Here is a 23,370-nt window from a genome sequence, read left to right as displayed (position 1 = left end):
ATTGAACGTAATAAACCGCAGGTATGCTTGCTTGTTATCATATACTCGATCAGTTCTCTGGCTTCCATGCTGGAGAGGGCCATGCTGGAATGGTATAATCTCAGAAAGGATGATTAGAGTGGGAGGCATGAACGATGAGTGAGGAGCTTTTGGAGCAGCTGGAAGAGTGGCACGAAGAGGATGAATTTGAAGAGATCGTAGATGCGATTACGGAGATCCCGGAGGAAGAGCGGGATTATGTGCTGATCAGCCATTTGGGCCGGGCGCTGAACAATCTCGAACGTTACGAAGAGGCGGTTGAGCAATTTCTGTCCATTCAGGAAGAGGGCAAGGACGATCCGCTGTGGCATTACCGCATTGGGCTCGCTTATTACTATTTGGACCGTTACGAAGATGCTCGGAGAGCGTTTGAAGTGGCCGATCATTTAGAACCTGGAGATGAGGATACGCTGGAGTTTCTGGAATGGATCCGGAACAAAACGGCTCCGAAGCCAGCAGAGAAGTCCAGTTCCGCCGTGTCTTATACGGATCCTGACGTACTGAATTTCTGGGATGACGACGCCCCGGAAGCTGACAAATACGTCTCGGCTCCGCCTACGGACGAGCTGATCGAATCCGTGGAGGAAACGCTGGTCTTCAAGCTGCCGGCATCTTATATTCAAGCCATGAAAATACATAACGGGGGTATTCCCCGAAACCGGAAATTCCCTATAGAGGGTGGAGCACAGGATTTTATTGAAATAACAGGTGTTCTGGGAATCGGACGAGACAAGAAAAAATCCCTGTGCGGAAGCCTGGGCAGCCGCTTTATGATCGAGAACGGCGGGTATCCTGAGATTGGCGTGGTGATCTGCGATTGTCCGTCCCCGTCCGAGGTCGTGATGCTGGATTACCGTTCATCGGGGAACGATGGGGAGCCGGAGGTTATTCATGTGGACAAGGCCAGCGATTACAAGATCACCCGTCTTGCCGCGAACTTCGAGGCCTTCATTAGTGGATTGGAGTAAAAAGATAGGCAAGGCGAATTCACGATCCATGATCTCGCTTCTAACAAAGAAAGCATCCCCTGCAGGAGATGCTTTTTCTTTTTGCACACCGCTAGTTTCTAGTTCGGTTGGATTCGTCCGTAATGCAATATTTTACGCATCCTAAAATATTCCAACCTATGTTAAAATGGATATAAAACAGACAGTTAGGGAGGCAATTTATTTGATAGGGCGCAGTGGAAATCCGACACTCAACGAAGATACCTTCGAGAAGAGTGGGTATTACAACAATCAAGAAACGATGACGATTGGCGGAACGGTGAACAAATCGTTCATGCTGCTCGCGCTGCTGATCGGGGCAGCGGTCATTTCTTGGGTAATGTTTTTTAACGGGTATGAGGTATTCCCGTTCATGATCGGCGGAGCGATCGGCGGTTTTGTCCTGGCGCTGATCATCAGCTTAGTGCCGAAGGCAGCACCGTATCTGGCGCCGATCTATGCGATCCTGGAAGGCTTCTTCCTGGGTGCATTATCCGCGCATTACGAATATCTGTACTATGGCATTACTTTGCAGGCGGCTTTACTGACGATGTGCATATTCCTGGGCATGCTGCTCGCGTATAAGACAGGTCTGATCCGGGCGACGCCAGGCTTTAAAAAGGGGATTATCGCGGCAACGATCGGCATTGCGCTTGTCTACCTGTTTAGCATGGTTCTCGGCCTGTTCGGCGTAACGGTACCTTACCTGCATGACAGCACACCGATCGGTATCGGAATTTCCGTTGTGATCATAATCATCGCCGCACTGAATTTCGTGCTGGATTTTAACTTTATTGAAGAGGGCGCGCATCATGGCGCACCTAAGTATATGGAGTGGTACGGCTCGTTTGGTTTGCTGGTAACACTCGTCTGGCTGTATATCGAAATTATCCGGTTGTTGGCGAAGCTGGCGAATCGGGACTAAGGATTCGTATGAACCAAATATCGCTGTCGAGGGATTCTCGATGGCGATTTTTTTTATGAATGCAGCAATTAACCAGCAGAATAATAAATTTCCTTCAGTAAACCCTACAAAGAGCGACTTGTGTTTAAATAATAAGTGAATAACGTCACCATCAAACTGCTTGAAGAAGGAGATCCCATGACCAACCGGAAAGCTTTAAACGATATAGGATGGAATTTCGACAATAGTTACGCGAAATTGCCGGCATCTTTTTACCAAGCAAGATCCCACGCCTGTGCGCTCGCCGGAGCTGATTGTTCTAAACGAACCGCTGGCAGCGTCGTTGGGATTGGACGTCGATGTTCTGAAAAGCCCGGAAGGAGCGGCAATGCTCGCTGGCAACGAGATACCTGAGGGGGCCGAGCCGCTCGCCCAGGCATATGCCGGGCACCAATTCGGATATTTTACGATGCTTGGCGACGGCCGTGCGATTCTGCTGGGCGAACAAATCACGCCGCAGGGGGAACGCCTGGATATTCAGCTCAAGGGCTCGGGCCGGACGCCGTATTCCCGGGGAGGCGATGGCCGGGCTGCCCTGGGTCCGATGCTGCGCGAGTATATCATCAGCGAAGCCATGCATGCGCTGGGCATTCCGACGACCCGCAGCCTGGCGGTTGTGGCGACGGGTCAGCCTGTCACTCGTGAAAGAGATCTGCCGGGCGCCATTCTGACCCGCGTGGCTGCAAGTCACGTGAGAGTGGGGACGTTTCAATACGTTAGGGGAGCGGGCACAACCGAAGATTTACGGGCTTTGGCGGACTACACCCTGCAGCGGCATTACTCGAAGGCAGACCTTGGTGACGGTGCCAACCGTTATCTGGTCTTGCTTCAGGAGGTCATCAAGCGTCAGGCGGCCTTGATCGCCAAATGGCAGCTTGTCGGTTTTATCCACGGGGTGATGAATACCGATAATATGACCCTCAGCGGCGAAACGATAGATTATGGCCCTTGTGCCTTCATGGATACCTTTGACCCGAATACGGTATTCAGCTCCATCGACTCTCAAGGCCGCTATGCCTATGTGAACCAACCGTATATTGCGGCTTGGAATCTCGCAAGATTGGCCGAATCCCTGTTGCCTCTGCTGCATGAGGAAGAGGAACAAGCCGTCAAGCTGGCCGAGGGTGCGATTGGGTCCTTCAACGATCTGTATCACGAGCAGTGGCTTGCAGGCATGAGAGCCAAGCTGGGGATCTTCCATGAAGAGGAGGACGACGAATCCCTGATCGAAGACCTGCTCAAAATGATGAAAAATTACCAGGCAGACTATACCAATACCTTCCTTGCGTTAACGTTTGACAAGCTGGAGGACACGCCTCTAAACGGCACGCCGGAATTAGCTTCCTGGTACGAGCGCTGGCAAGCAAGACTTGGCAGTCAGCAGGAATCCAGGGACCAATCCCATCAGCTGATGCGCAGCAGCAATCCTGCGGTCATTCCGCGGAACCATCGGGTGGAGGAAGCGCTGGAAGCCGCGGAGAACGAAGGGGACTACAGCGTGATGAAAGAGCTGCTGAACGTTCTGTCTAATCCATACGCGCATTCCCCGGAACAGGCGGGATATGCGATCGTGCCCGAGCGTTCCCGTCCTTACCGAACCTTCTGCGGCACGTAAGGGAAGGATTGCCACCCCGTGGAACGTCCCGAAGATTGTTAGATGGATAGTATGGGGGCTCCGTCGTTCGCCTGATTATAACGATCCCCATCCGTTGATTATCGTGTATCACAGGAAACGGATGTGAAAACCGAGATCCTCAAGTAGACCAAGCAAGAATGCCCCTGCTTGGTCTTTTTTATATATAAAACACATCAAAAAAGCCCCTGGACCAAGCATCCAAGGGCTATAAATCGTATTGCTGTTTTATTCGAGACCTAATTCAACATCATAGCAGAGCCGAAAGAAATAGTCTATATTTTTCCCCGGAAATGCCATAGAGTGGGGGAGCCGGCAAAAACAATGGAACGGAGCGTGGTTTCATGAGTTGGACTTGTCACCTCGATGAAACAGATGTACAGGAGTATGTCGGGAAGGTTTTGGGTACCGGATATACTGTGGCGGATGTAACGAAGATGCATGGCGGAGCGCAAAAGGTGGTCTATAAAATTCACTGTAGCAATGGATTTGCCTGCGTGCTGTATGTGTGGGATTTGACGAAGAATTATTTTCAAGAAGAAATAGCGAACGAGAGTGTGCATGAACGATCCTTTGGCGGCCATTCGTTCGAAACCAATAACAGATGGTTAAGGAATCATGGTATTTCTACGCCTGCTCTATATGATCTTCACACGGGACAGGACCGTTACCCGTTTGACTATGCTCTTGTTGAATGTATTGAAGGACAGAAGGCAGAAGCTTACTTTCAGGACCCGGATCAACGGGTCCGGGATGAGGTCCTGGAGCGGATAGGCAGCATGATCGAACGCATGCATGCAAACCACAGACAGAGTTACGGAAAGCCCGATCAAAGCTGTAATCAACCGGAGCGATGCCACCTTGTACAGCTGGAAAATGCCAAGGAACAGCTGTCCTACATCGTCCTGCATAACGAGAGTATCCGGAAGAATCACGACAGGCTGCTCGCTGTGTTGGATGAGCTGGAAACCAGGATAGATTCACGCAAGCGATATGGCTTTATCCACGGCGAGTTGGGACCCGACCATGTCCTGGTCACAGACCGTTTAGAGCCCTATCTCATTGATATTGAAGGTGCGCAATTCTTCGACATCGAGCATGAGCATACATTTCTTGAGCTGCGATTCGGGAAGCATTATCGGTATTTCCAACAAAACGGGCTTGATCCGAATCGGATGCTATTTTACCGTCTGCATCACTATATCTCATTAACCTCGGGCGGCTTGAAGCTGCTTCACCGTGGATTTCCGGATCAAGCCTTTGCTTCGAATTTGGCTGATTATCATGCGCGCAACACCCTGCGATTCATGGAGGAATGGCTGCTCGATAACTAGCCTTCATGAGATACGCTGAAAACATCACGAACTCTCCGCTGCATGGGTTCTAAGATTTGGCTGCAAACTCCTGCTTATAGATTCGTTCTATCATGCTAAGCAGCTCTGCGCCTTGACCTGAGAATTTCAAAGGCGTTGCTTTACCCTTGTTGAGAAAGACTCCCGTCGATTGTCGGGAGCGGCCTAGCGCTGCTTCATACAGGCGTGAGGCTCCTTCACTGGGATGGGAGAAGAACAGGTTGCGGATCGGAATCATAAATTTTGGCATCCCGGCGTTTTTGGTCATGGTTGTTTTATTCCCTCCCGGACAGACGCTTCGGATCGTAATGCCATCTGCCTGCATGGAAGTGGCGATCTCCTGAGTCCACAACGATAACGCTAATTTGCTCGCAGCATAAGGCCCAATCAGTTTCTTGAACCCGGCAGGGGACGCCAATGTATGGTGATCGAACCGTTTGAGATACAACAAGGCATTGGAAGACGTATTGATTACCGTCTTTAAGCTGCCCTTCACAAGAAGCTCTTTCAGTTCCATTAAGATGATATAAGGGACCACGGAGTTTACTTCAAAATGCATCTCCCGCCCTTGTTGGGAGAAGGATAATTCGCCGAAGGAGACGCCTGCGTTATTGAACAGCAAGTCAATATGACCCTCGTGTTTCTTGATCTGATCCAGCGAGGCTTGGAGATCCGTGAAATCCGACAAATCAGCCTTGTACGTTCTGAGCTGCCGCAATCGCAGTGCATCTTGAATCCGAGATCATCCGTTGGAAAGGCAGAACGGATCAAAGCGAGGACTTGCCAGCCCTCGGATAACAATCGCTTGGTTAGCTCCAAGCCAATGCCGGAGCTTGCGCCCGTGATCAAGGCGACGTTATTCATTCTTTTCTCTGTCATGTGTAAATCTCCTATACTTCGGATTCTTTGCTGGCCGCCTTGTCGGGATTCAGCAGGGACTGATTTTGGTTCAACTTGTCATCGATGAACCGCAGAATGCGCTGCAGGTCCGAAATCTGACCGGTAATTTTTTTACGGTAATTCTGGAGCATGGCATTCAGCTCCGGAACGGATTGAATATTTTCCTTAAAGGGAAGATGCACATAGGCTTTCATATCCTCCAGCGACATTCCTGTCTTCTTCAGGCATGTGATCAACTCCATAATTTCGGCATCCTCTATGTGATAGACACGATGGCCGTTATCCTTTCTTTTGGGAGAGGGGAGGAGTCCGATTTTTTCGTAATGGCGAATGGCATCCTCGGTCAATCCGGTTCGTTCAGACACTTGTTTGATGGAGAATGTTTCTCCCATAGGTCACCTCTTTTCTGCAGCTCGTAACATGTTGCAACGTTATCGTACAACTTGGTGTTCACACCAAGTCAATATCTATTTTTTATGGGGGAGAGTTGTTTAGTATAATTAGGCTAAACCAGCGAGAAGGTTCGAAAAAAATGTAGCAAACAGCCTGTTGGATATTTATACGGGATGAAGGGAAAGGAGCTGAGGGAGCATGAATTTTGATATCAAGGAAGCCGTTGAGATTCTGGAACGAACCCCCGTCACCTTGGAGCACATGTTATCCGGTTTATCGGATGGATGGCTTAGGAGCAGTGAAGGGGAAGGCACCTGGAATGCCATGGAGGTGATCGAGCACCTTATCGAAGCTGAGCGGACCAACTGGATACCGCGGCTGGAGTTTATGCTGCAGGAAGGGGAAGGCAAGCCGTTTCCGCCCTTTGACCGTTACGCCCACTTGAACGAGGCGGCTGAGCAATCCATCGATCAAAAGCTGCAGGCGTTCAAGGCTATCCGTGCTCAAAATCTGGCTAAACTGAAGGTTCTGATGGATTCGGCGCCTGATTTCGAACGGACGGGTCTGCACCCGGCATTCGGCGTGGTGAAATTAAGAGAACTGCTGTCGACGTGGGTGGTTCACGATTTAACGCATACGTCTCAAATCGTGCGGGTCTTGGCCGAGCGTTACCGGCATGACGTGGGCCCATGGATCGAGTATTTGGGAATTCTGAACAGGCGAGAATGATGTCAATCGGCAGGCCCTACCCTCAATACGGCCGCGGGTAAGCACCGCGGGAGTCTTGCCTACATATAAAAAGCCGATGATCCGCATACGACTGCGAGGATCACCGGCTTTTTTCACGTATAGAGTTGGTTGCTACCAGACCTACGCTCTTCTCAAGACGGGGGTGCAGCTCCGCTTAAGGCAGTCACCGATGTTACCGTTTGGCGTCTTGCTGACGCTCGTTCAAATGCTCACTCAAGTAGTTCACGATGCCATCCTCTGCATCCTGCGAATACTGCCAGACCATCGCGCCCGCGAGATTCTTGCTTTGGATGTAGCTCACCTTCTCCTTCAGGGCCTCCTGATCCTCGTAACTGATGAAGGTATGGCCATCATAGAGGTAGGCAGCCTTGGCTTTGTTGTCATAGTAGCGCTTGAAGCCATTTTTGTTCAGGTACGCTTTCTCGATCTGCTTATAATGGAGATTTACCTTGTCGATGTCGATGGGCGTTCCGGGAGCAAAGAGGCCGTTCTTGGCCCCCTTGTTTTCCTTCACGTTCTTCCAGCCGTACGAGTAGGCAGGGATGCCGAGCAGCAGCTTCCTGCTGTCGATGTCGTGGTCCAGGTACATGGAGATGATGCCGTCAATGGAGTGTTTGGATTTCCCCTGGCTGTCCGCGTACAGATTGGAGTTAAAGCCCGTGGTATCCGACCACTTGCCTGTCAGGTCGTAGGTCATGACGTTGATGAAATCCACGTATTTCTCCACTTTTTTGACCTCGACGTTCTGGAAGTACCAGTCCTGCGTTCCGGAAGCGAAGGTCAGCAGATACTTCTTGTTCTTGTGAGGCAGCCTGTACAGCTTCTCCCGCAGCTCCTTCATCAGACTTGTAAAATTCTTCGTATCCTCCGGCCGTGCCTTCTGCGTGTTCCAGGCATGGAACGCCGGATACTCCCAGTCGATGTCCACGCCGTCCAGGTCCAGCTCCTTGACCAGGTTGATGATGCTCTCGGTGAAGAGGTACCGGTTGCCGTCCAGCGAAGCGTCGGAGAAGCCGTCTGCTCCGTAGCCGCCTACGGCCAGCACCATTTGGGTCTTCGGATTCGCCGCCTTCAACTGCTTGATGTTTTCTTTGATCTGGTTGTTGGTCGTGCTGTCTTCATGGAAGTAGAGCTCCGTTCCCTTGATCTTCGCAAAAGCGATAAACGCAATGTCCACGCCTTTCTCCGATAGCTTGATGTTTCGGTAATCCTGCCAAGCCTCCACGTAGACCGCCGTGATTTTCCGGTCCTCCGCCGCGGAGATCTGATAGAAATAGAGCCCCATGCCTGCAAGCAGCACCACAATGAATATTTTCGTATATATCGTTATTCTCATCGTCATTTAACCCCGTCCGCCAAATAGAATGTAGGTTGCCGTTTTGCTTAGGTTTAACACCTTGACGGTGATATAGCTGATGGCGAAGATAATGGCGATATTCACGATCAGACTAAGGGAGGCTTCCAGGAACGTGGCCTCGATTTCGGTTCGGCCGGATAACATCATTTCAACGAGCAGGTGAATCAGGTAGATGCTGAAGCTGGCCCGGGAGAGTGAGCTGATCAATTTTTGGACTTTATGATTCACTTTATCGCTGATTCGGGCTTCCTTCTCCTTGAAGAAGATAAACAACCCGACAGCCATCAAGAACGTGGTGATCGAGTAATTGCCATAGAACATCTCATCCAGCACGCCGCTGCGCAGCGAGACGAAGTAGGTGGCAACCGGCGTGATAAAAAACGAGACGATGCCCAGGTTGTACAGGATGTTTTTGGCTTTAAGCGTCAGCTCGAAATGGAAGAGATAGTACCCCAGAATGAAATAGCCCAGGAATCCCATGAAGAACGGGATGTTCATGATCGGAATGTTGATGTATTGATCGGTTGCGCGGAAGACGGCATCCGAGATGAAACGATAGGCGATGCTGACGATAAACCAGAGCAGCAGATAATACCGCAGATCCTTCTCGCTGCACGATTGGATGAATTTGCTGATCAGCGGCACCGTCATATAGATGGCAATAATGGCGTACAGGAACCAGAGATGGACGTAATTTCGGTCGGTCAGCAGCCGGTAGCCGAAGTCGATAACGAACTCGTACGCACTCAGCTTGCTTCGCATCAGATAGTATTGATTGTACAAGCCGTAGATGAGCGACCAGGTCAGGAGGGGGATGAGCAGCGGGACGACGCGCTTCGTATAGAACTCACGGTAGGAGGTGATCTTCGTCCGCAGAATCATCGCTCCGCTGATCATGAAGAAAACCGGGACGGCGAACCGGGAAATGGAATTGAATCCGTTGCTGATCCACCATGAGGAGGAGTGGAAATCATTCGTGCTGGTCAGCACCTCCGCCGTGTAGTGCAGGATAATGACGGCTACGATAGATAGAATTCTTAGAATATCGACATAGACGATTCGTTTATTGGGAACCATGCGGTTTCGGCAGTCTCCTTCACTATAATTTAGTTCGATCCAGCGGCAATGTTCTGGCTGATGGCGGCCACGCCTTTGCGCTCCACGAATCCCCAGCCCTCATCATTATCAAAATATTTGAACGTGCCCGCAATGTTGATGTACAGCAGCAAATTCCGGTAGGTTAGCAGCTCCGCTTGGCTGAACAGGAACATCCTCACGTAATCGCTAAACCCATAGGTGCTGCCATATTTACGGCATAAGTACAGGGAGATGACGATCTGCGCGGCATTCAGCACCATGCTCATCAGCAGAAAGATAATGGCATGCCACAGGTTCCCGCCCACAACCAGCGTCTGCCCCAGATAAAATATCGTGGTAAACGCCGAGAGCGTCCCCAGCATAAATCCGTCAATCGCAAAGAACAGGCTCACGCTGACGCTGAACTTCCGGGACAGCCTGGACCAATAGATCAGGATGCAGTCAATGAAGGCCTTCTGCCAGCGAATGCGCTGTTTATAGAAGTTCTGAAGATTCTCCGGACATTCGGTGTAACATACCGCTTCGGGGGCGTAGACGAGTTTTTTCTTCAGCCGATGGGCCTTGATGTATTCATGGATTTTCAGGGTAATGTCGATATCCTCGCCCACCGTGCTGCGGAAGCCGTCGACATGAACGAGGACGTTTTTATAGAAGGCGCCAAAGGCGCCTGAAATCACCACGATCGAATTAAAATACGATTGCGTGAGTTTGCGGACGTAGAAGCCGTGCGTATAATTGATGATCTGGCTTTTGATGAGCCCTTTTCCGCGAAACTTTTCGACGACGGCACCGTTCTTGTCCCGCACGGCGCCCTGCACGATTTTGACCGTACCGCCAAGCGCAATGATATCGTCATCGTGAAAATATTGATTCACATACTTGAGCGAGTCGGCTTCCGGCATGCTGTCCGCATCCAGGGTGATGACGATGTCGGAGACGGCATAATCGATACCCGCATTCAGCGAGTCGGCTTTCCCGCCATTCATCTTATCGATAACGTAAATATGGCGGTATCGATTGGAACGATAGAATCCTTTTATTGGCTTATAGTTCAGCTTGCTGTCGGCCGTCCTGGCACTCGGCTCCAAATCCAAGAGCTCGTCTAGGGCGGATAAGGTTCCGTCCTTGGAGCCGTCGTTGATGATCATGATCTCATAGTTGCTGTAGCGCAAGCCCGCCATGGCATCGATGCAATTTCGGATCGTCAGTTCTTCGTTGTAAGCGGGGACGAGCACCGTGATTGATTTTTCGGCGAGATCGGGGTTCAGCTTCTTCACCTTGCTGCATAGCAGCGGTATGAACGTGTAGAGGGCCTGAAACACGAGAAACACGCCGGCTAATCCATAAAAAAAGTACTGCAAACTCCTCACTCCTCTCTTTCTCTGTCTTTTTGTGATGAAGACCAGTATGATGCGCCGTGGGCCTGCTCTATGGGGTGCGGATAAGGCGAGCGCTTTTTCTGTCCGTTCGATGTCAAGGGGTAAAATCGGGCATAGAGGGATAAAATCATACATTTATAACCTCTAATTCCATATAAATACAAATGACATCCTATGTAATAAACTATCTCAATCGTCCTACAAATGTAAAACCGCTTCATGGATCAAGAAAACGAATACATAGATGCTTTTCGGGAACAGTCTCTGCATAGGTTCGTCTTTCTATATTTTAGGCGGCTAAAGCGATTAAGCATCTATGCACATGCAGTCCCGTTCAACATTTCGTCTAACGTCGGTACAACTCGTCTTAAATCGACAAACATTCGGCAAAATGACTTGATATTTACATACGGTCCCTTAGAATGGAGAGAAAGAAGGAAGAGCATAGAGGAGTTTATGTCATGAATGAGGTTATTGCACGGAATCACGTGAAGGTGCGGGGGACAGGGGAGCGTACGCTCATGCTGGCGCATGGCTTCGGCTGCGACCAGAGCATGTGGAAATATATTCTACCTGCCTTCGAACCGTTTTATCGTATCGTGCTGTTCGATTACGTAGGCTCGGGTGGTTCCGATTTATCGGGGTATACATCGGAGAGGTACGGCAGCCTTCGCGGTTATGTGCAGGATGTGCTGGACATTGTGGAGGCGCTCGAGCTTCGGGACGTGATTTTTATAGGCCATTCGGTCAGCTCCATGATCGGGATGCTGGCGTCGATCGAACGTCCGGAGTATTTCGCTCAATTGATCATGATCGGGCCGTCTCCGCGATATCTGAATGATGAGGGGTACGTCGGAGGATTTGATAAAAGCGATGTGACGGAGCTGCTGGATATGATGGAGATGAATTTTGCCGGATGGGCAAGCTTCCTGGCGCCGATCGCGATGAAGAACCCGGAGATGCCGAAGCTGACCCAAGAGCTGGAGCGCAGCTTTATTTCGGCGGATCCGGCGATTACGAGGGAGTTCGCCGAGGTGACCTTTTTCTCGGACTGCCGGCAGGCGTTATCCCAAGCCACGATTCCCTCGCTGATCCTGCAATGCTCGGATGACAGCATCGTCCCTATTGCCGCAGGCGAGTATTTGCACAGTCATCTGGATAACAGCACGTTCCGCTTGATGGAGGCGAAGGGGCATTATCCGCATATCAGCCATCCCGAGGAGACGATTGCGTTGATAAATGACTATCTGAAATCTGAAGCGGCGTATACGGGCTAGCGGGAATGTACTTGGAAAGGATCGATCGATAAGCAATGGATGAACGATTGAACTATGCGCCATGCGGCTATGTCTCCATCACCCACGAAGGCATGGTGGCGGAGGTGAACCAGACCTTTCTCGACATGATGGGGTATCGGCTGGAAGACGTGGTGCAGAAGCATTTTGAAGCTATGATGTCGACGGCGAACAAGCTTATATTCCACTCTTACTTCTATCCGCATATCAATCTGGACGGGCATGTGGAGGAGCTGTTTATCCGGCTCAAGAACAGCCGGGGGGAATCGGTGCCGTTTATATTGAATGGACGCAAATTTGAGCGTGAGGGCCAGGAACGGCTGGACTGCGTATTGGTGCAGATGGGGAAACGCATCGATTATGAAATGGAGCTTCGGATGGCCAACAAGCAGATTGAAGAGGCTTATTGGGAAAAAGACCAGGCATTGGCCGAGCTGCAGCAGATCCATGCCGAGATTGAACGGAAGCAGACGGAGCTCATGGAGATTAACGCGGTTCTGTTGGAGCTGTCGAATACCGACAAGCTGACCGGACTGAAGAACCGAAGATTCTTTCAGGAGAGGCTGGAAGAGCAGCTGATGCAGTATAACCATAACCGGATTCCGCTCTCGTTGTTCATCATCGACATTGATCATTTTAAGCGCGTGAACGATACTTGGGGACATGGGTATGGGGATGAGGTTCTGTTTGATGTAGCAACCATTCTGAAGACCCACGCCCTCGAAGGAGAGACGGTGGCCCGGTATGGCGGAGAGGAGTTTGTCATGATCCTGCCGGAAACGGAGGCGGAGAAGGCAAAGGCCGGCGCGGAGCGGTTACGGCGGGCAGTCCAGGATTTCAGCTGGAAAACGGGCAGCATGACGATCAGTATCGGCATCATCACGGCCAATCCGGACGACAATGAAGCGACGCTCCTGCAGAAAGCGGACGAAGCCCTCTATGCCTCCAAGCAAAACGGACGAAACCAGGTTACCCATTATGACGATTTGAGGCTTCGGGGATATTCGCATTAATACATTCTTTATCCATGAAAAAGCCATAACCAAGTTGAGCCTAAGCTCGCATGGTTATGGCTTATAGAGGTTCAGGCCTCTAAGCCTAGTTAACCTATTTTTTGTGTGAAAGTCGAAACTACATAAAATCGTAAAAGTAACGGATGAAATGAAAAAAGATCGGCGAGGTATAGGTCAGGCTATCCACGCGGCTCAGGTAGCTTTTCTTTAAAGCATCGAAACGTCCGTCATCCCCGATTAATAAATCGCGCTTCAGCACGGAAACCGTCAAGCTGCCGAAAAAGCCGGCGAGGCTGATCAGCATGCCGGATAAGAGCCCAAAGGTCGGGCTAAGCGGCGTCAGATAGGGATAGATAAGATAGGAGCATCCGCTGGTGACGAGAAACGCGCACGCAAAGCCTTCCCAGGTCAGATTCGGGTTCGATGTCGGGACGATTCGTCGTTTGCCAAAATAGAGGGAAGCTATAGTGTGCACCACATCGTTCAACTGCGTTAAGACGACGAGAAACAGCACGAGCCCTGCTCCATACTGGGGCGTGGCAAATTGAAAATAAGCCAGGTGGCTGAGACCGAATACCATGAGCATGAGTCCCCACTGGGTCGAGCTGACGCTGCGCATAAATCCGACGGTGCCTTTGTTGATTAACCGCGGAAGCGGCAGCACCAGGAATACATAGATTGGAATGAATACGATGAACATCCCGTACCATTCGATATAGATCCAGTAGAATTGGACGGGGATCGTTAGATAAGCCCACAGAAATAAACGGCGGTCGGCCTTCCGGGTTTTGATCATCGAGAAATATTCTTTGAGCGTAAAGAAGGTCAGCACCATAAGGGATAGCAGGGATACGACGGGATTCAAAAGGGTCGCCAAACAGAAGATAACGAGCATGCCCCACCAGGTTTTGATGCGGAATCCTACTTCGGTATAGTCGATATTCGGCTGCGTCTTACTCATCACGTAATACAGGAGCTGGATGACCGATAAGACGGAGAATATAAGGATCAAGGTTAAAAGCGAGCTTTCCATATGCCTGTCATCACCAACTTGTCACGGGGTACGATTCTTGTTCTACTAAAAGAATCATATGTTATTATGAAGGAATAATTCAATACGGATAAGGGGAAATTTCGTAAATGGTAGACGATCAATCGGTCTTTATATTGCTTACCAATACCGGAACGCTCTTTACGAAAGTCATTCAGGGCTATACGAGAGCGCCTTATAATCATGCTTCGATCTCCTTTAACCGGGAGCTGTCGGAGTTATATAGTTTTGGGAGGAAGAATCCGAACAACCCCCTGAACGGCGGGTTTGTAAAGGAAGATTTGAAGACGGGAACGTTCAGCAAGTACCCCAACACGACCTGCGTGATCTATGAGCTGCAGGTATCCGAACGCGACATCGCGAAGATGAAGCGGGTCCTGCAGGCTTTTATTCGAAAGGATAAAAAGTATTTCTATAACATATTGGGTGTCCTGGGCATCGCCCTGAAGGAACCGATCGAATTCAGCAATTCCTATTTCTGTTCGCAATTCGTGGCCGAGATTCTGCAGCGTTCCGGAGTAAGGTTATGGGATAAGCTGCCTGCCTTGGTGACGCCGGACGATTTTCGCCAAAGCGAGCGCCTGCAGTTGATATATGAAGGGAGGCTGAGCGAGTATGAGCCTTGAACTTCACAAGGCATTGCCGGATTCCGGCGGACATGGCCAAGCTGTACGGGGGACGGTTGCCAAGACATTTTCATGCGTCGGCAGCGTCAGCTTGTTCCATCCGAATGACCACGAGCTAAGGAAAAGCCCGCTTAGTCTGCATCCAGATGAGGCTGGGCTTTTTGTAGTTCGTGGATGATGAAGGCCGGAAGCCCCGCCCACCAGCAAGTACTGGAGATTAAACAGCATTTGCTATAAAATTGAGCTATACAAATGAAATTAAGTTTCATCTAATGAAACGATTGGCCGTCTGTGTCAGGATTCGCTTATATCTTGGATGGGAGCGTGGTTTAGGATGAACAGCAAGGAACGGTTTTCGAATCGCGTGGATTCGTACACGAAGTATCGCCCGAGTTATCCGCAGGAGGTCATGGATTATCTGTATGGCACGGTGGGACTGGATGGCGAGATCGCCGATATTGGCGCAGGGACGGGGATATTCACGAAGCTGCTGCTGAAACGGGGGAGTCATGTGACCGCCGTGGAGCCCAATCAGGCGATGCGGGAAGCCGCCGAGTCGGACCTTGGCGGCGAGCCCGGCTTCCGCATGGTTTCCGGTTCGGCCGAAATGACGGGGCTGCCCGATCAATCGGTGGATCATATCGTGAGCGCCCAGGCTTTTCACTGGTTTGACCGTCATGCGGCCCAGGCGGAGTTTCGGCGGATTCTGAGGCCGGGCGGGAAGGTTGCCCTGATATGGAATTCCAGGCTCACGGAGGGAACGCCGTTCTTGGAGGCATATGAGCAGTTGCTCCTTACCTATGGCACCGACTATAAAGAAGTGGACCAGAAGAATATTGGGCATGAAACGCTGGCGGCCTTTTTCCGGTCAGGAGATATGAAGGAGGCGAAATTCTTCAATCGGCAGACATTCGATTATAATGGACTATGCGGCCGTCTTCACTCGTCATCTTATGCTCCCCTGCCCGGGCATCCGAACTATGAGCCGATGATGAAGGAGCTTCAAACCATCTATGAACGGAATGAGCAAGATGGCTGCGTGTTTTTTGACTACGAGACGAAGGTGTACTGGGGAGAGGTTTAAGTCCTTTCGGAGGTAAACATAGAATGAACAAGACCGATCGATTACTGGCCATCCTGCTTGAGCTGCAGCAGCGCAAGGTTATGCGGGCCGAAGATTTGGCATCCCTATTCGAAACGAGCGTCCGGACCATCTACCGGGATATTCAGGCTCTTAGCGAAGCAGGCGTACCCGTGATCGGAGCCCCCGGGCAAGGATACTCGTTAATGGAGGGGTACTTTCTGCCTCCCATCATGTTCACGGCAGAGGAAGCCGTGGCGCTGCTCATAGGAACGGATTTCGTCGAGCAGCGCTTTGACGCAGAATATGGCGAGAAGGCTAGGGCTTCCCGCAAGAAGATAGAGTCCATTCTGCCGGACCGTGTCCGCGCAGACGCTGCCCGGGTTCGAAAGATCATGCGGCTCCTTGCTCCCGGCAGCAAGGCAGCTTTAGGAGAAGAGAGGGATTATCTGGAATTGGTTCGTAGGGCCATACTTGAGGAACGGAAGCTAGAATTCCATTACGTGAAGAACATGCCGGATTCCAAAGGCAACCGAAAGAGCTTTCGCTCGGCGGCTCCTTATGGCCTGGCCTTTCTTCAAGGCTCATGGACATTGATTGCCTGGTGCGACCTCCGGCAAGGCATTCGCCATTTTCGGTTGTCCCGCATGAAGGATCTGACGATCCTTGAAGAGCGCTTTGAGATGCCGCCGGGTTTTCATTTGGAGAATTATCGGCCACCGGATGACCGCAATCTGCTGGTGCGGATTCTGGCAAGTCATGGCATCGCGGATCGAGTGAAGGAAGCCGGCAACTATTATATGGAGAATTTAGAGGAATGCGAGGAAGGACTGCTTGTGAGCTTTCGCGTCCGCCGTCCGGAGGAGATCCAGCATTGGGTGCTCGGCTGGGGATCGGATGTCGTTGTGCTTGAGCCGCAATCCTTCCGTGACCGAATCCGCGACGAAGCGGAGAAGATGTTTAAACGCTACTGACATGACGTTGTCAGTAGCGTTTTTGTATATTCGGTACAAAGAAGATGAAGGAGCTGTTGATATGAATACAAAGGAAGCATTGCAGCGTTTTGAAGAGACGGTGAAGGTTTATGTACAGGAACTGGATGGATTCAGCGTGGAGCAATTAAGATATAAGCCGGCGGAGGCCGAGTGGTCGATCGGGCAAATGTACCAGCACTTGATTCAATCCGCGCTGTACATGCATCTGAGGAACATCGACCAGTGCTTGAACATGAATGGAGATGCGGCAGCTTCTCCGGCCGGAAAAACGGAAGTGGGAGCGGCGATATTCGAACAGGGCAGTTTCCCGCCCATCCGCATTCAGGTTCCGCCGTCTCCGCACTACACGCGGAACAGCCCGCAGACAAGGAGCAGCTGATTCAAGGCTTGAACGCCGTCCTCCATCGGGTGAAAGAAACCGAACCGAAGCTTGGTGAGGCATCCCTGCAGCATACCGTCCCCCATCCGAGGTTCGGAGGATTGAATGCCCAAGAGTGGTTTTTACTCATTGAGATGCATTATCGTCATCATATTCGACAGCTGGATCGGTTGAAACAGGCGTTAGAGCAGCGGGTATGACGGCATATCAGGCTGCGGATGTCCGAATACAACAAGAGAACGGTCAAAGTGCTTTGACCGTTCTCCATAGTATCTCCTTCTGAACATTCGGATGATAGATCCGCCGCTGCATGAATCGGACCATGGCCGCATTGTCCGCTTCGACGAAGAATATCCAATCTTTGTATTGCCCTTCACGTACAATTCGCCGGCTAGCCTCGGCCAGAAGCGCAATTCCGCGTCCTGTTCGTTGATGGGACTGCCTCACAAACATCGTTTTAAAGAGCAAGGTTTGTGCATGGAACGGCTCCAGAATCATCCAGCCTATGATCGCGTCCCGATACCGCAATGCCAGGCTCCGCTGCCGGTCGATCAGATCTTCTTCGGCAAAAAGATCCAGGATGGGCGGATACCAGTCGCCGTTTCCTCTGGCAATCTCCACTCGTTCCTTGCCCGTAAGCTCGTGAAACGGAATAGCGAGGTAATCGCCGGGCAGCTTCAGAGACTGGATCCACGGCAGTTCTTTCAGGATGTCAAAGGAACCGTTCCATACATGGATACCGGGTGCAGGCTCAGGAAATCCGCATGACTGAAGAAAGGAAGCTTCCAACGAAGCAACATGGCTGGACCCCAAGTATTCGGTCCTGATCCAACATATCCCTTGCTGCCGCAGCAGCGATTCGAGCATGCCGTACAGCTGGCGCCCGATCCCCTGCCGTCGGCAGGGTTCGGTTATGACTAGTGCTTGCAGGTTGGCTGACAATTCCGTACCGTTCCGCTTTGCAATCGTAAATCCAAGCGGCATGCCTCCGCCGATCGCTCCCAATGCGATGCAGTTCGGCGGTAGTACGCGCAGATAGTCCCGCAGCTCAGGGGGGACCAACGAGCTGAACTCTGAAGGCAATGCGTCTTGGAAAGCGCGAACCTCAATGGATGTTTTCATGGCAATTATCGAGCAGTAACGTATTCGATCCGCATCTGCCAATTCATTGCAAAATCGCTCATCCCATTGATGGTTAGTCGGAACGATCCTCCTGGAAGCTGAGTGGACAGTTTCGCTATTTTTTTAGGGGTAAGGGATATGTTTATTCCGCTTCTGTCGTTAATGATGTTGTACATGAAATCCTCCCCAAGGATTAATGGGAAAATATCAATTGAGTTGCTGCTAAAATCATTATTCCCTGAGTAGTCGACAAGGATCGACAAAGGAACCGTTTCATAATATGAGTAGACAAGTTCATTTGACATTAGGGTGAATGTTCCCTGACTGCTGTCATAGGTGGCTTGGGTCACAGTCGGCGGCGTAAAGTCGAAAGTGACAGGCAATTCAACGCTGCCCGTTTCCTTGCCGCTCTCGATGACTTTAAAGCGAAGCGATGCTGTGGAGTTCTCCTGAGCGCCAAAGATCGGTTTAACCTTTATTCCGTCTTGAGACTCGCCCGATACCTGTATAAGGGATGGATCCGAAGACTCGATCTCGATATGGCCGACAACTTCATAATCTTGAAGTATACTCATTTCTGGTTTGCCGTAGTTGTATTGATACTCGATCTGTGCGTTGCTTCCTTCACGATGGACCTGGATCAGTTTCTTGATGCTCCTTTTGTTATAGGTATCATCCAGGATTGTATAATCAGATACGATGGTATGAGTTCCTTGTATTTTGGGATTAAGAACAAAGGATGCGTCTGGGGCAAGCGATATCGTTAACGGCTTAACCTGAAGGTTCCGGAAAACTCCCATAAAGGAAGACAGACTGTTATAACCTTCTGCGAGAGTCTGGGGTGTTGCATCCGGATTCTCAGCTGCGGATGATGCGAGTTGAATCACCCCGTTAAGGCTTTCGACCGCCTCTTGCGGATATTTGCCCAACGTGTTTCCGATCTCGGCGCTCTCCATCAATGTCATGGCTTCCGCAATCAGATCGTCCAGCATTTCCTTTACGTTGTCCGGCAAATAGGTAACGGATGCGGGACCTACAACAGGAGAAATTTTTCCCGTGAGGCTGCGGACTGAAGCACCGGAATCAAGAGGGTTAAAAGCTGCTTTTACGGATCTCCCGAGCGGTAACGTCCCCGCAAGCACGATCTCCACTTTATTCTCTATGATGCGTACATGTTCTATGGCCTTCGGGAATTTTAGAGTTCCATCCTCGGTATAAACGGAAAAGTCCTCAACCGCAGGAACAAACTGAGGATTCAGGTTCTCGTTATAGGCAAATACAAGGGTGCGCTGATCGGAAAAATAAAGGGTAGGCTGTTCCATCACCCGTGCCTGCAGCACGATCGTGGAGGTAGCCGCAGATACGTTGCCTGCAGAATCCACTGCGTAGACTTTATAGTCGCCCAAGGCCAAATGGGTTGTTGTGATGGCGGTTTCCGCATTGGCGGAGGCTACGATTGCCTTGTTAGCGAGCTTCTCGGCCACCAACGATTCCAGTTGGGCTTTGGTAGTGGCTGTCTTTGAAGCGGGAACAAGATACACGATGCCTGATTCGGTGCTTTTAACGATAACGTGCAGATCAGCCATGACCGGAGAGGTTGAAACCATGGTCACCGTAGGTGGTGTCGTATCGGATTGGCTGGGCGTGCCGGGATTGCTTGGAGCGGTAGAACCGCCGCCGCTAGAATTGTTATTGGTAGAAGGTGGCGGCACAGGCTTTTCAGTGGCTGGAGGAAGTGTTGGATTGCCTGGTTCCGGTGTCGTATCGGGAATTTGAGGGAGCTCGTCCTTGGCTTTTAGGAAGCGGCTTGCTACTAAGGCTACCGATTGCCTGTCCGCACTGCCAGCAGGATTAAACGAGCCGTCTGTTTGGCCATTGAGCAGCTTTAGTTCAACGGCTGCAGCAACGGCATCCTTCGCGTAGTTTGAGATTGAGGCTGCATCGCTGAAATTCAATTTACCCAGTTCGGCAGCCTTTCCGCTTGCATCTACGCCGAGAGCCCGGATGAATAGGACGGCCATATCCTGTCGTGACAGGTTCTCTCCTAAGCCGAATTCCCCATTGCCCTGGCCTTTGATTAGGCCGGCTTTGACTGCAGCCTCCACGAATTTGTAAGAATAATGAGTGGCCGGTATGTCGCTGAATGTTGGTGACGGAGGCGCTGATGTTACGTCCAGAGACAAAGCCTTGGCCAAGATAATGGCGAAGTCCTGCCTGTAAATCTTACCGGTAGGATCAAACGTGCCATTGCCTTTCCCATTGATGATTCCTTTGTCGACAAGCTCCAGGATAGCATCCTTTGCATAAGAATTGGAGATGTCCGTAAGCGATGTCGGAGCTGCGTGCGCAGGGAAGGCGCAAGCACTCAGCAATGCTGCTGTGGTCATCACTTTTACGATTAATTTGTGTTTCAAGCATGTTCCCCCTTGTTTTGATGTATACCGTAATCCGGCTCTTTCGCTGGATTCGTGATTCTATAATATAGTTCCAGGTTCTGGGTTGGCAATCATTTTTTTCGGACTAAAGAACTAGTGAATATAATACGGAGAATCTGGGTCGATTCCTTTCTATTTATGGCGGGTTATATGGAAATTTTCTTGCAAGAAGATTGTTTGAGACACGCTCGGTCCGGGTACTGGTACACGAGTGAACAACGAGTCGAAAGGAGCGGATGACCGTGGAAGTACATGTCAGATCATTTTTCGTGAATGATGATGGAGAGGTTCCCAACAATCCCGACCTGCCCGTCATTGTGTACAATGGGGTATTCGCGGATGACCCGAGCGGGTTGGAGGCAGCCTTTAACCGGCATCGCTGGAGCGGCAGCTGGTCAGGCGGCGTATATGATTACCATCATTATCACAGCAATACGCACGAAGTCCTGGGCGTGCGGTCCGGAAGCGCGACCGTCCTTGTGGGCGGGGATGCAGGGGAGCGGTTGGAGCTTGCTACAGGTGACGTGATCGTCTTGCCGGCGGGTACTGCACATATGAAGCTTACCAGTACGCCCGACTTCGAAGTGATTGGCGCCTATCCCGAAGGGAATACGCCGAACATGAGGGAGCGGAACCCGACGGATCGGACCCAGGCGATCAACGAAATCCAAAGCGTGCCTGTTCCGGATACGGATCCTGTCTTTGGAGAGGAAGGGCCTCTGCTGCATAAGTGGGTGAAATAACCTAAGCATGCTACATTATTAGAAACGAAAAGACTCCCGCCTGCCGCAAGCAGACGGGAGTCTTTCTGCGCGTTACTAAACAGCACGTTAGCCTCATGCCGGTTCACGCACGACCTCTATAATGCTTCCTGCTCCACCCTCTGCTCAAAGTCCTGTGCGGTTCAACCCTTTTTGGAAATTGTAATGCACCCGTGCCCATGCTATGGTAAGGGATAGAAGGTCAAGTTGCAGTCAGTCTTCTCATTATTGCTACCGGAGGTGCAGTTTATGAAAGCGTTGTTTATTGGAGGAACCGGAACGATCAGCACGGCGATTACGAAGCAGCTGCTGGAACAAGGTTGCGAGTTATACTTGCTCAATCGAGGGAACCGAAACGACACGTTGCCCGAGGGCGCACATATTTTGCAAGCCGATATTCATGACGAAGACCAAGTAGCGAAACTGATTGAGCATCTCGATTTTGATGTTGTGGCCGACTTTATTGCATTCGAGCCCGCCCATTTGGAGAGGGATTACCGCCTGTTTGCAGGAAAAACCAAACAGTTCATCTTTATCAGCTCGGCTTCAGCCTATCAAACGCCCCTATCCGATTATCGCATTACGGAAGGGACGCCTTTATCCAATCCATACTGGGCGTATTCCCGAAACAAAATAGCATGCGAAGATTTTCTGATGAAGCAGTATCGGGAGCATGGCTTCCCGGTGACCATTGTAAGGCCAAGCCATACGTACGATGAGCGGTCCATTCCGCTCGGCGTGCACGGCAGCCAGGGAAGCTGGCAGGTCGTGAAGCGCATGCTGGAGAATAAACCGGTCCTTATTCATGGAGACGGGACATCGCTGTGGACCCTGACGCATAACCGCGATTTTGCAAAAGGCTTCATCGGCCTGATGGGCAATATCCATGCCATCGGGGAGTCGGTGCATATTACCTCTGACGAGTCGCTTACCTGGAATCAAATTTATGAAATCATTGCGAATGCCCTTGGCGTACAGCTGAATGCGGTGCATGTCTCTTCCGAGTTCCTGGATGCTACCAGCACGCAGGATTTCCGCGGGTCGTTACTGGGAGACAAAGCGAATACGGTGGTGTTCGATAACAGCAAGCTGAAGCGGCTGGTCCCTGAATTCGTGGCAACCATCCGTGCCGATCAAGGGATCAAGCAGACCGTGGACTATATTTTAGCCCACCCGGAACATCAGCGGGAGGACGCAGAGTTTGATGAGTGGTGCGATAAGGTCATCTCCGCGCTGGAGAAGGCCAAGTCGATCATTACGGGGTAAGGCTTAAGGAAGTATTAGCGGACATCTGTTTCGAATATAGGGTATAGTTATTGTAAAACGAATGGAGAAACGAAACGATGTCTACTTTGCCGAATTGCCCGAAATGTAATTCAGAATATACGTATGAGGATGGGAACCTCCTGATTTGCCCCGAATGCGCTCATGAATGGACCCCGGGGTCCCAAGCGGAGCATGATGAAGATGCGAGGGTCATTAAAGACGCGAACGGAAATGTATTGGCTGACGGCGATTCCGTAACGGTAATCAAAGATCTTAAAGTAAAAGGCAGCTCATCCGTATTAAAAATAGGCACGAAAGTGAAAAATATACGTTTGGTCGACGGCGACCACGATATCGATTGCAAGATCGAAGGATTCGGGGCCATGAAATTGAAATCGGAATTCGTTAAAAAGAGTTAAGATGTGTTAGCACGGTTCCATCATGAATAGCAGCAGCAAAAACCCTCCATCAAGGAGGGTTTTTCTCGTCTAACCA

Annotated in this window: 21 protein-coding genes and 3 pseudogenes; 15 read left to right on the top strand and 9 right to left on the bottom strand. The window is 50.7% G+C overall.

Going from position 1 to position 23,370, the window contains the following annotated elements; all coding sequences use genetic code 11:
* The first annotated feature begins 134 nt into the window (after positions 1 to 134).
* From MHI43_RS31525 to MHI43_RS31510, 4 genes and pseudogenes are all read left to right on the top strand, one after another.
* Positions 135 to 1,007: an SMI1/KNR4 family protein gene (locus MHI43_RS31525; RefSeq protein ID WP_036659487.1), complete on the top strand. Its 873-nt coding sequence runs from the start codon at positions 135 to 137 to the stop codon at positions 1,005 to 1,007.
* A gap of 202 nt (positions 1,008 to 1,209) precedes the next feature.
* On the top strand, positions 1,210 to 1,950 hold the full coding sequence (locus MHI43_RS31520) for a Bax inhibitor-1/YccA family protein (protein ID WP_036659485.1): 741 nt from the start codon (positions 1,210 to 1,212) through the stop codon (positions 1,948 to 1,950).
* A gap of 177 nt (positions 1,951 to 2,127) precedes the next feature.
* Positions 2,128 to 3,604, top strand: a pseudogene (locus MHI43_RS31515) (YdiU family protein).
* A 362-nt stretch (positions 3,605 to 3,966) separates the two neighbouring features.
* The gene (locus MHI43_RS31510) at positions 3,967 to 4,956 is read left to right on the top strand and encodes an aminoglycoside phosphotransferase family protein (protein WP_051425268.1); all 990 of its coding nucleotides are present in this window, start codon (positions 3,967 to 3,969) and stop codon (positions 4,954 to 4,956) included.
* A gap of 49 nt (positions 4,957 to 5,005) precedes the next feature.
* Here MHI43_RS31510 and MHI43_RS31505 read toward each other — a convergent pair whose 3' ends face one another.
* The 3 genes and pseudogenes from MHI43_RS31505 to MHI43_RS31495 form a co-directional block, all read right to left on the bottom strand.
* Positions 5,006 to 5,692 carry an SDR family NAD(P)-dependent oxidoreductase gene (locus MHI43_RS31505; RefSeq protein WP_341283204.1) on the bottom strand — a complete coding sequence of 229 codons (687 nt, stop codon included), beginning with the start codon at positions 5,690 to 5,692 and terminating at the stop codon, positions 5,006 to 5,008.
* An 84-nt stretch (positions 5,693 to 5,776) separates the two neighbouring features.
* Positions 5,777 to 5,838 (bottom strand): annotated as a pseudogene (locus tag MHI43_RS31500) (hypothetical protein); the annotation flags it as partial.
* 26 nt (positions 5,839 to 5,864) lie between these two features.
* A complete protein-coding gene (locus MHI43_RS31495; protein ID WP_036659479.1) occupies positions 5,865 to 6,266 on the bottom strand; it encodes a MerR family transcriptional regulator in 402 nt (133 codons plus the stop codon).
* A gap of 199 nt (positions 6,267 to 6,465) precedes the next feature.
* Here MHI43_RS31495 and MHI43_RS31490 point away from each other — a divergent pair, with 199 nt between their 5' ends.
* Complete coding sequence (locus MHI43_RS31490; RefSeq protein ID WP_036659478.1) at positions 6,466 to 6,996, top strand: DinB family protein; 531 nt, start codon at positions 6,466 to 6,468, stop codon at positions 6,994 to 6,996.
* A gap of 193 nt (positions 6,997 to 7,189) precedes the next feature.
* On the opposite strand, the gene MHI43_RS31485 is transcribed toward MHI43_RS31490, so the two are convergent.
* From MHI43_RS31485 to MHI43_RS31475, 3 genes are read right to left on the bottom strand one after another with little or no spacing between them, the layout of a single operon-like run.
* Positions 7,190 to 8,353, bottom strand: a complete 1,164-nt coding sequence (locus MHI43_RS31485) for a glycosyl hydrolase family 18 protein (protein ID WP_036659607.1) — start codon at positions 8,351 to 8,353, stop codon at positions 7,190 to 7,192.
* Positions 8,354 to 8,359: 6 nt separating this feature from the next.
* Positions 8,360 to 9,451, bottom strand: coding sequence for an acyltransferase family protein (locus MHI43_RS31480; RefSeq protein WP_036659476.1), 1,092 nt, complete (start codon positions 9,449 to 9,451; stop codon positions 8,360 to 8,362).
* A 29-nt stretch (positions 9,452 to 9,480) separates the two neighbouring features.
* Positions 9,481 to 10,833 (bottom strand): glycosyltransferase family 2 protein, encoded by a 1,353-nt coding sequence (locus tag MHI43_RS31475; protein WP_036659475.1) that lies wholly within the window; start codon positions 10,831 to 10,833, stop codon positions 9,481 to 9,483.
* Between the two features lie 479 nt (positions 10,834 to 11,312).
* On the opposite strand from MHI43_RS31475, the gene MHI43_RS31470 reads away from it, so the two are divergent.
* Together MHI43_RS31470 and MHI43_RS31465 are read left to right on the top strand one after the other, a co-directional pair.
* On the top strand, positions 11,313 to 12,128 hold the full coding sequence (locus MHI43_RS31470; protein ID WP_036659474.1) for an alpha/beta hydrolase: 816 nt from the start codon (positions 11,313 to 11,315) through the stop codon (positions 12,126 to 12,128).
* Positions 12,129 to 12,163: 35 nt separating this feature from the next.
* The gene (locus MHI43_RS31465; protein WP_036659472.1) at positions 12,164 to 13,159 is read left to right on the top strand and encodes a sensor domain-containing diguanylate cyclase; all 996 of its coding nucleotides are present in this window, start codon (positions 12,164 to 12,166) and stop codon (positions 13,157 to 13,159) included.
* A gap of 118 nt (positions 13,160 to 13,277) precedes the next feature.
* Here MHI43_RS31465 and MHI43_RS31460 read toward each other — a convergent pair whose 3' ends face one another.
* Positions 13,278 to 14,192: a phosphatidate cytidylyltransferase gene (locus MHI43_RS31460; RefSeq protein WP_036659471.1), complete on the bottom strand. Its 915-nt coding sequence runs from the start codon at positions 14,190 to 14,192 to the stop codon at positions 13,278 to 13,280.
* Positions 14,193 to 14,299: 107 nt separating this feature from the next.
* Here MHI43_RS31460 and MHI43_RS31455 point away from each other — a divergent pair, with 107 nt between their 5' ends.
* The 5 genes and pseudogenes from MHI43_RS31455 to MHI43_RS31435 all read left to right on the top strand — a co-directional run bounded on the left by MHI43_RS31455 (position 14,300) and on the right by MHI43_RS31435 (position 17,491).
* Entirely contained in the window at positions 14,300 to 14,836 is a 537-nt protein-coding gene (locus MHI43_RS31455) for a hypothetical protein (protein ID WP_015738016.1), read from the top strand.
* A complete protein-coding gene (locus MHI43_RS31450; RefSeq protein ID WP_036659468.1) occupies positions 14,826 to 15,014 on the top strand; it encodes a hypothetical protein in 189 nt (62 codons plus the stop codon). The genes MHI43_RS31455 and MHI43_RS31450 overlap by 11 nt, the downstream gene beginning before the upstream one ends.
* 156 nt (positions 15,015 to 15,170) lie before the next feature.
* Positions 15,171 to 15,920 carry a class I SAM-dependent methyltransferase gene (locus MHI43_RS31445; RefSeq protein WP_036659466.1) on the top strand — a complete coding sequence of 250 codons (750 nt, stop codon included), beginning with the start codon at positions 15,171 to 15,173 and terminating at the stop codon, positions 15,918 to 15,920.
* Positions 15,921 to 15,943: 23 nt separating this feature from the next.
* Complete coding sequence (locus MHI43_RS31440; RefSeq protein WP_036659465.1) at positions 15,944 to 16,891, top strand: YafY family protein; 948 nt, start codon at positions 15,944 to 15,946, stop codon at positions 16,889 to 16,891.
* Positions 16,892 to 16,952: 61 nt separating this feature from the next.
* A pseudogene (locus MHI43_RS31435) lies at positions 16,953 to 17,491 on the top strand (DinB family protein).
* Positions 17,492 to 17,534: 43 nt separating this feature from the next.
* Here MHI43_RS31435 and MHI43_RS31430 read toward each other — a convergent pair.
* Entirely contained in the window at positions 17,535 to 18,413 is an 879-nt protein-coding gene (locus MHI43_RS31430; protein WP_036659464.1) for a GNAT family N-acetyltransferase, read from the bottom strand.
* A 5-nt stretch (positions 18,414 to 18,418) separates the two neighbouring features.
* Positions 18,419 to 20,827, bottom strand: a complete 2,409-nt coding sequence (locus MHI43_RS31425; RefSeq protein ID WP_051425267.1) for an S-layer homology domain-containing protein — start codon at positions 20,825 to 20,827, stop codon at positions 18,419 to 18,421.
* Positions 20,828 to 21,090: 263 nt separating this feature from the next.
* Here MHI43_RS31425 and MHI43_RS31420 point away from each other — a divergent pair, with 263 nt between their 5' ends.
* The 3 genes from MHI43_RS31420 to MHI43_RS31410 all read left to right on the top strand — a co-directional run bounded on the left by MHI43_RS31420 (position 21,091) and on the right by MHI43_RS31410 (position 23,294).
* Complete coding sequence (locus MHI43_RS31420) at positions 21,091 to 21,591, top strand: cupin domain-containing protein (protein WP_081746239.1); 501 nt, start codon at positions 21,091 to 21,093, stop codon at positions 21,589 to 21,591.
* A 267-nt stretch (positions 21,592 to 21,858) separates the two neighbouring features.
* Positions 21,859 to 22,875, top strand: coding sequence for an SDR family oxidoreductase (locus MHI43_RS31415; RefSeq protein WP_036659461.1), 1,017 nt, complete (start codon positions 21,859 to 21,861; stop codon positions 22,873 to 22,875).
* Between the two features lie 77 nt (positions 22,876 to 22,952).
* On the top strand, positions 22,953 to 23,294 hold the full coding sequence (locus MHI43_RS31410) for a zinc ribbon domain-containing protein YjdM (RefSeq protein WP_009591139.1): 342 nt from the start codon (positions 22,953 to 22,955) through the stop codon (positions 23,292 to 23,294).
* Positions 23,295 to 23,370 lie beyond the last annotated feature (76 nt).

The sequence above is a fragment of the Paenibacillus sp. FSL H8-0457 genome (assembly GCF_038051935.1).
GTDB lineage: Bacteria > Bacillota > Bacilli > Paenibacillales > Paenibacillaceae > Paenibacillus_AQ > Paenibacillus_AQ lautus_A.
Note: the sequence above shows the minus strand (reverse complement) of the source record. Positions and strands in the feature narration are given on the sequence as shown.